Raw genomic sequence first — 6,934 nt, 5'->3', positions numbered from 1 at the left:
ACCGAACCCATCGGCGTCGACTTGGTGACCTTGCCCGGCTCGGAGGTGGGGGAGTACTGACCCTTGGTCAGGCCGTAGATCCGGTTGTTGAACAGCAGGATCGTCAGGTTGACGTTGCGGCGCAGCGCGTGGATCAGATGGTTGCCGCCGATCGAGAGCGCGTCGCCGTCACCGGTCACCACCCACACCGACAGGTCGGGCCTGGTCACCGCGAGTCCGGTGGCGAGCGCGGGCGCACGGCCGTGAATCGAATGGATGCCGTAGGCGTCGAGGTAGTACGGGAAACGGCTCGAACAGCCGATCCCGGAGACGAACATCAGATTCTCCTTGCGCACCCCGAGCTCGGCGAGGAAGCCACGCACCGTCGCCAGGATGACGTAGTCGCCGCATCCCGGGCACCAGCGCACTTCCTGGTCGGAAGCGAAATCCTTGGCCTTGTGCGGGGTGTCCGAGCGCGGCACCGCCGCCGTGCCCGACGCGTCCGGCATACCGAGAAAGGCACCGGTTCCGGTGAGGTCGATGATGGTCATGAGCGGCCCCCGGGGCTGCGATAGGTGGCCCGCGCCCTGGCGGCGAAGGCCTTGTCCTGTTCCATGTCGTCGAGTGATCCGTCGAGCGCGGCGTCGATGACGCCGACGAGTTCCTGCGCGGAGAACGCGGTACCCGCGACCTTGGTCCACGGCCGGACATCCACCAGGTAGCGGGCCCGCAGCAGCATCGCGAGTTGTCCGCCGTTCATCTCCGGTGCGACCACGGTGCGATAGCCGCGCAGCAGCTCACCCAGATTCGGCGGCAGCGGCGCGAGGTGGCGCAGATGCACATGCGCGACCGGGACACCGCGCCTGCGCGCCCGTCGGCAGGCCTCGCCGATCGGGCCGAAGGAACTGCCCCAGCCCACCAGCAGCAGTTCCGCGCGCCCGTCCGGATCGTCGACCTGGGCTGTCGGGACGCTGATCGCGTCGATCTTGGCCTGCCGCAACCGCACCATGAGTTCGTGGTTACCGGGATCGTAGGAGATTTCGCCGCTGCCGTCGGATTTCTCCAGGCCGCCGATACGATGTGCCAGCCCGGCCGTGCCCGGCACCGCGAGCGGGCGGGCCAGGGTCTCCGGATCCCGGGCGTACGGCTGGAAGGGGCCGTCACCGGGCGCTTCGCTTTCGAAGCCGGGATCGATCGGCGCCAGCTCGTCCACCCGCGGAATCGCCCACGGCTCCGAACCATTCGCGATCGCGCCATCCGACAACAGCAGCACCGGCGTGCGATAGGTAAGCGCGATACGGGCGGCCTCGACCGCGGTGTCGAAGCAATCCGCGGGCGAGCGCGGCGCCAGCACCGCGACCGGAGACTCCCCGTTGCGGCCGTAGAGGGCCTGCAGCAGATCGGCCTGCTCGGTCTTGGTCGGCAGCCCGGTGGACGGGCCGCCGCGTTGGACATCGATGATCACCAGCGGTAGTTCGGTCATCACGGCCAGGCCGATCGTCTCGCTCTTCAGCGACAGTCCCGGCCCCGAGGTACTGGTGACGCCGAGCGCTCCGCCGAGTGCAGCGCCCAGTGCCGCGCCGATGCCCGCGATCTCGTCCTCGGCCTGGAAGGTGGTGACGTCGAAGTCCTTGTGCCTGCTCAATTCGTGCAGGATGTCGGAGGCCGGGGTGATCGGATACGAGCCGAGGAAGACCGGCAGACCCGCCAGCCGACCCGCGGTGATCAACCCGTAGGCGAGCGCGGTGTTGCCGGTGATCTGGCGGTAGGTGCCGGGCGGTAGGGCCGCGCGGGCGACAGTGTAGGTGGTCGCGAAGCTCTCGGTGGTCTCGCCGTAGTTCCAGCCGGCGTGAAAGGCCAGGATATTGGCTTCGGCGATGGCGGGGGAGCCGGCGAACTTCTCTCGCATGAAGCGCTCGGTGCCGCCGAGCTCGCGCCCGTACATCCACGACAGCAGGCCGAGCGCGAACATATTCTTGGCGCGCTGGGCGGCCTTCTTGCCGATGTCGGCCGCTTCGGTGGCGGCCAGCGTCAGCGAACTCATCGGCACCGGATGAACCACCACATCGGCCAGCGTTCCGTCGGTGCGCGGATCGCTGGTGTAGCCGACCCTGGCCAGGTTGCGTGCGGTGAATTCGTCGGTATCGAGGATGACGGTGCCACCGCGCGGCAGATCGGCGAGGTTGGCCTTCAGCGCGGCCGGGTTCATCGCCACCAGCACGTCCGGCTGATCGCCCGCGGTGAGGATGTCGTGGTCGGCGATCTGGATCTGGAACGACGACACCCCGGGCAGCGTGCCCTGGGGCGCGCGGATCTCGGCCGGGAAGCTGGGCTGGGTGGCGAGGTCGTTGCCGAAAGCGGCCGCCTCATGGGTGAAGCGATCGCCGGTCAGCTGCATGCCGTCGCCCGAATCGCCGGCGAAGCGGATCACCACCCGATCCACCGGGGTGGCGGCCGCCCGCACTGTCGAACCGGGATCGCCTGCCCGCTCCGCGATGTCGTGGTGGTCGACCATGTGCCTGCTTCACTTCCTGTCGAAGAGAGCTGCCCCTGGCCAACCTACTCCGCTCGGCGGGTGGGCTGCCGGGAAAGCGGGCGATCGTGGGCGCGTCGCACCATGTCCGCGTGGCGGTGGCCGACCGGTCAGGCGAACAGGGCCAATTGCGGATCGGCCGCCACCGGAGCCTGTTCGACGGTCTCATCGGGCTCTCGGGTCTCCCGAGCGAGCCGGTGCCGCTCCAGCAGCGGATCGATGCGGCCGCGCAACCAGCGCGAATACTCGGGCGTGACGTAGGCGCCGCGGCCGTAGAGCTGGCGGTACCGGCGCAGCAGTGCCGGATGGGTTTCGGCCAGCCAGCCGAGGAACCAGCCGCGGGTGCTGCCGCGCAGATGCATGGGGAAGGCGATGACGCTGCGCGCGCCCGCGTCGGCGATGGCGGCGAACAGCTCGTCCAGATGGGCGCTGCTGTCGGTGAGGTAGGGGATCACCGGCGCCACCATGACATCGACCTCGAAGCCCGCATCGGCGAGCGCGCGCACCAGCTCCAGCCTGGCCTTGGGCGACGGAGTACCCGGCTCGACGCTGCGGTGGAGTTCGGGATCGAGCATGGCCAGCGATACCCCGATATGCACCGGGACCTGGCGCGCGGCCAGGGTGAGCAGCGGCAGGTCGCGGCGCAGCAGAGTGCCCTTGGTGAGGATGGAGAACGGGGTACCGGAGTCGGTGAGTGCCCGGATGATGCCGGGCATCAGCCGGTATCGGCCCTCGGCCCGTTGATAGGGATCGGTATTCGTGCCGAGGGCGACGGTTTCGCGATGCCAGCTGCGGCGCGCGAGTTCGCGCCGCAGCACCGCTGCGATATTGGTCTTGACGACGATCTGGTTGTCGAAATCGGATCCGGCGTCCAGGTCGAGGTATTCGTGGGTACCGCGGGCAAAGCAGTATCGGCAGGCGTGCGAACACCCGCGCATCGGGTTGATCGTCCACCGGAACGGCAGGCCCGACTCCTCGGGCATCTTGTTCAACGCGCTCTTGCAGAGCACTTCGTGGAAGGTGATGCCATCGAATTCGGGGGTCTGTACAGTTCGGACGAAGCCTGCCCGGTCCAGGCCGGGCAGCGCGCCGTCGTCGGCGTCCAGGGTCTGGCTATGCCACCGCACCCCGCTAGTCGAACATGCGTTCTAACCGCTGTCAAGCAATCTGCCGTGATTGCGGCGGTGTGGTGCCGGTCGGCTCGGCGAAGAATGCCACCAGATCGCGCACCGTCTCTTCCAGCGGCCGCGGCTGGTAGCCGAGCTCACGAGTTGCCTTGCCGTGGTCCACGATCGGCGCCGATACCAGCGCGCCGATCGCGGCCTTGGACACGATGTCGGTGCCCAGGCGCTTGCCGATCGGCTCGAGCACCGGCATGAGCCCGGTGATCACCTTGGGTGAGATGACGAATCGCGGGCCCTTCTTGCCGTTGACCGTCGCAGCGGTACGGCAGACATCGAGCATCGAGGTCATTTCACCGCCGAGCAGATAATTCTCACCGGTGCGGCCCTTTTCGCCGGCCAGGATCAGGCCTTCGGCCACATCGCGGACGTCGACCAGGTCGAATCCGCCGCCGATCATCGCGGGCACCCGGCCGAGCGCGGCGTCGCGCAGGGTGCGGTTGATCCGCGACAGCGGGACGCTCAGGTCGCGCGGGCCGTAGACGCCGGTCGGATTGCACAGCACTGCGTCGAGCCCCTGCTCGATGACGGCCCGCAACTCGATCTCGCCCTGCCATTTGGAGCGGTCGTAGACCGGCAGCGAGGGGTCGGTCGACCGCGCCGAGCTCTCGTCGATGCGGCCGCCGCAGGTGTACTGGTCGAAGGCGTGGATGGAGCTGGCGTGCACCATCCGGCGTACCCCGGTGGCCAGGGCGGCCTCGGCCACCACTCGCACGCCTTCGGTGTTCACCCGCCAGGCCAGATCGTTCTTCTCCGCGAGCGTGATCACCGCGACGAGGTGGTAGACGATCTCCGCGCCCGCAAGGGCCGACCGCATGGACTCGGGGTCGAGGACGTCGGCGGAGACCCAGGTGACGCCCGCTGGGCCGGGCTGTTGCGGCACGACCCGGTCGATCGCCGTGATCTGGTGTCCGCGATCGGCGAGCAGGGGGAGCAAGTTCGTGCCAAGGTACCCGGCTGCGCCGGTCACTGCGACCTTCATGGGACAGAGAATATAGAACTTGTTCTAAATTGCAACACGTTCCAGTTTTGCCGCGCGCGTGTGACGAGGGGTCGAGCGATGTCGGCGACGTCGGCTATATTGGGCCGCAACCGAAGCGGCCGTGCTGTCGGGAGAACTTGCGCTGTAGGGGCAGACGAGCGGACGTTCGAGCAACGCGATGTTGACGACACTGATGTTGATGAGGATTGGGGGGGCAGCTCCATGAGTGATGTCTCGGTAGAAACCGAAGGGCTCCGGGCGTTCGGTGCCACGAATGCGGCGATCGCGGGCGATATCGCCGGGGCGGGGAACATGGACGTGGTCGCCAGCGTCTCGGCGATGACTCCGGTGTTCGGGCTGATCGGCGCCGACTATCTGCTGTCGTTCGCGGCAGCGCAGGTCTTGCAGGCGCGCGATATCCAGGATCTGTCCGACAAGTACGCCAAATTGTCGCAGGCGGCGTTCAGCTCGGCGACCAATTACGACGTCACCGATCTCGGCAATGCCGGCGATCTCGGCAAGGCCGCCGGAGAGATCGGCGGTGTCCTGTGAAACCACTGGACGCCTCCGGCGCGTCCGGCGTGATCGCGCCGGAAGCCGATCGCTCGCTGCTCGAGCAGGCTCGCGACCAGGCCGCCGCTGCCACGCAGCAAGCGTCTGCGGTGCCATCCGACCAGCAGGCGATCCTCGATCTGCCGATGCCGCAGCTACCGGCCGATCTCCCGCCGATCGAGCCGCCGGAATTCGTTCTGGCGCAAAAGATCACCGAAGAGGGGCCGGGCGTCGGCGCCGGCCCGGTCGGCATGCCCGGGTTGTCCGGCCTCGGTGCGCCCGTCTCGACGCCCGAAGATGTGCTCAGTGGCCTGCCGCCCGAGGCGTCGGCACTGATCGGTGATGCCGAAGCCGTGATCAACCACGCCGCGGCGCCGGTCCTCGACGCCGCCCATGGCGTGCTCGGGCAGGCAGGCGGTGTGGTGAGCAATGTGCTCGGCGGATCCTCGGCCGCGAGTGCCGCCTCGGCGGCGGGCGCGGGCGCCACTCCGGCCGCCGCGGCGCTTCCCGCCCTGCCCGCCGACCCGGTCGGTGCGCTGATGAGCGGTATCGCGCTGCCTGCCCTGCCGGGTATCGACGTGCTGTTCAAGCCGATCCTCGATCTGCTCGGCAGCTTCGGCACCGGTGTCATGGGAGCCTTCGACCCCACCGCCATCCTGAGTCAGTCCTCCAGGGTCATCGAGATGGCGATGCAGGTCGGCAAGGGCAGCCTCGGCGCCGTCGAACAGGTCTGGCAGAGCCAGGCCGCCACTGCCGCCCAGGACGCGGGCCAGAAGGCCAACAGCGAAGGACTCGAGACCAGCCAGCGCGGGATCGACATCTCCGAGCTCACCCAGCGCGCGGCCGCGGTGGTACAGCAGGGCAATGCCCAGCTCACCGCGATCGCCACCTCGTTCGCCGGCCAGGCCGTCGCGCTCGCGCCGGTGATCATGACCCCGCCCGCGCAGGCCACGCTGATGGCCACCGCCACCGAACACCTCGGCCAGGCGGTCAGCGTCGTCAATGCCACCCGCGGCGATCTGGCGGGCAAGACCGCCGAGCTCAACGGCCTGGTGAGTCAGCTGGTGGGCCAGAACGGCCCGGCGCCGCAGGAGATCGCGCAGGCGGTCATGCAGAACGTCGGCGAACCGCTCATGTCGCAGGCCGAGGAGGTCGCGACCACCGCGGCCGGATTCGATTCCGGCACCAGCGGCACCAACGGCCTGTCGACCAGTGCGGCGAGCTACGGCAGCGGAGGTTCGGCCGGTAGCGGTGGCGGCGCCGGCGCATTCGGCACGGGCGGTTTCGGTCGTGGCGGCAGCGGCGGCTCGGCGGGCCGCGCCGGCAGCGGCGGCGTGGCCGGAATCCCTTCTCTGCCCGGCACTTCCGGTGCACCCGGCGGCGTCGCGCTGCCCGGTGGTATGCGCGCACCCGTCGCCGGTATGCCGATGGGTGCGGGCCTCGGTACCACGCCCGCGTCGAGCTCCGGGTTCATGGGCGGCCCCGGTGCGGCCGGTGCCGCCGGGCAGCGCAACAACAACGAGGACGAGCACTCGCGCAACGTCGACCCGTACCGCAGCCGCACCGGCAACGACGACCTCACCGGCCCGCTGGGCGAATCCACGCCCGAGGTCATCGGCGCCACCAGCGCCGACGAGGGCGACGGGTCCGACTACTACCAGGACCAGTTCTAGTCACGCTCCGAACGCTCGGCACATAGCAGCGGCC

At 69.0% G+C, this 6,934-nt stretch carries 6 protein-coding genes; 2 read left to right on the top strand and 4 right to left on the bottom strand.

Features of this window, described 5'->3' with window-relative positions; genetic code table 11:
• The 4 genes from RJ05_RS15175 to RJ05_RS15160 form a co-directional block, all read right to left on the bottom strand.
• The coding region (locus RJ05_RS15175) for a thiamine pyrophosphate-dependent enzyme (RefSeq protein ID WP_036537867.1) at positions 1-530 on the bottom strand (530 nt) is incomplete at its 3' end.
• The gene (locus RJ05_RS15170; protein WP_234012188.1) at positions 527-2,494 is read right to left on the bottom strand and encodes a 2-oxoacid:acceptor oxidoreductase subunit alpha; all 1,968 of its coding nucleotides are present in this window, start codon (positions 2,492-2,494) and stop codon (positions 527-529) included. The genes RJ05_RS15170 and RJ05_RS15175, both read right to left, overlap by 4 nt.
• Positions 2,495-2,622: 128 nt before the next feature.
• The gene (locus RJ05_RS15165) at positions 2,623-3,639 is read right to left on the bottom strand and encodes an Rv2578c family radical SAM protein (protein ID WP_036537866.1); all 1,017 of its coding nucleotides are present in this window, start codon (positions 3,637-3,639) and stop codon (positions 2,623-2,625) included.
• 31 nt (positions 3,640-3,670) lie between these two features.
• Positions 3,671-4,675 carry an NAD-dependent epimerase/dehydratase family protein gene (locus RJ05_RS15160; protein WP_036537865.1) on the bottom strand — a complete coding sequence of 335 codons (1,005 nt, stop codon included), beginning with the start codon at positions 4,673-4,675 and terminating at the stop codon, positions 3,671-3,673.
• 222 nt (positions 4,676-4,897) lie between these two features.
• Between RJ05_RS15160 and RJ05_RS15155 the strand changes: the two genes are divergently transcribed.
• Both RJ05_RS15155 and RJ05_RS15150 read left to right on the top strand, forming a co-directional pair.
• Entirely contained in the window at positions 4,898-5,227 is a 330-nt protein-coding gene (locus tag RJ05_RS15155; protein WP_036537864.1) for a type VII secretion target, read from the top strand.
• Positions 5,224-6,900 (top strand): hypothetical protein, encoded by a 1,677-nt coding sequence (locus tag RJ05_RS15150; protein ID WP_036537863.1) that lies wholly within the window; start codon positions 5,224-5,226, stop codon positions 6,898-6,900. The genes RJ05_RS15155 and RJ05_RS15150 overlap by 4 nt, the downstream gene beginning before the upstream one ends.
• Positions 6,901-6,934: the final 34 nt, after the last annotated feature.

It is taken from the genome of Nocardia cyriacigeorgica NBRC 100375 (assembly GCF_000308555.1).
Classification (GTDB): domain Bacteria; phylum Actinomycetota; class Actinomycetes; order Mycobacteriales; family Mycobacteriaceae; genus Nocardia; species Nocardia cyriacigeorgica.
This window is presented reverse-complemented; position numbering and strand designations above follow the sequence as displayed.

Coding starts and splice junctions, on each gene's coding strand:
- RJ05_RS15170 (WP_234012188.1), bottom strand. CDS start 2,494: ATGGTCGACCACCACGACATCGCGGAGCGGGCAGGCGATCCCGGTTCG.
- RJ05_RS15160 (WP_036537865.1), bottom strand. CDS start 4,675: ATGAAGGTCGCAGTGACCGGCGCAGCCGGGTACCTTGGCACGAACTTG.
- RJ05_RS15155 (WP_036537864.1), top strand. CDS start 4,898: ATGAGTGATGTCTCGGTAGAAACCGAAGGGCTCCGGGCGTTCGGTGCC.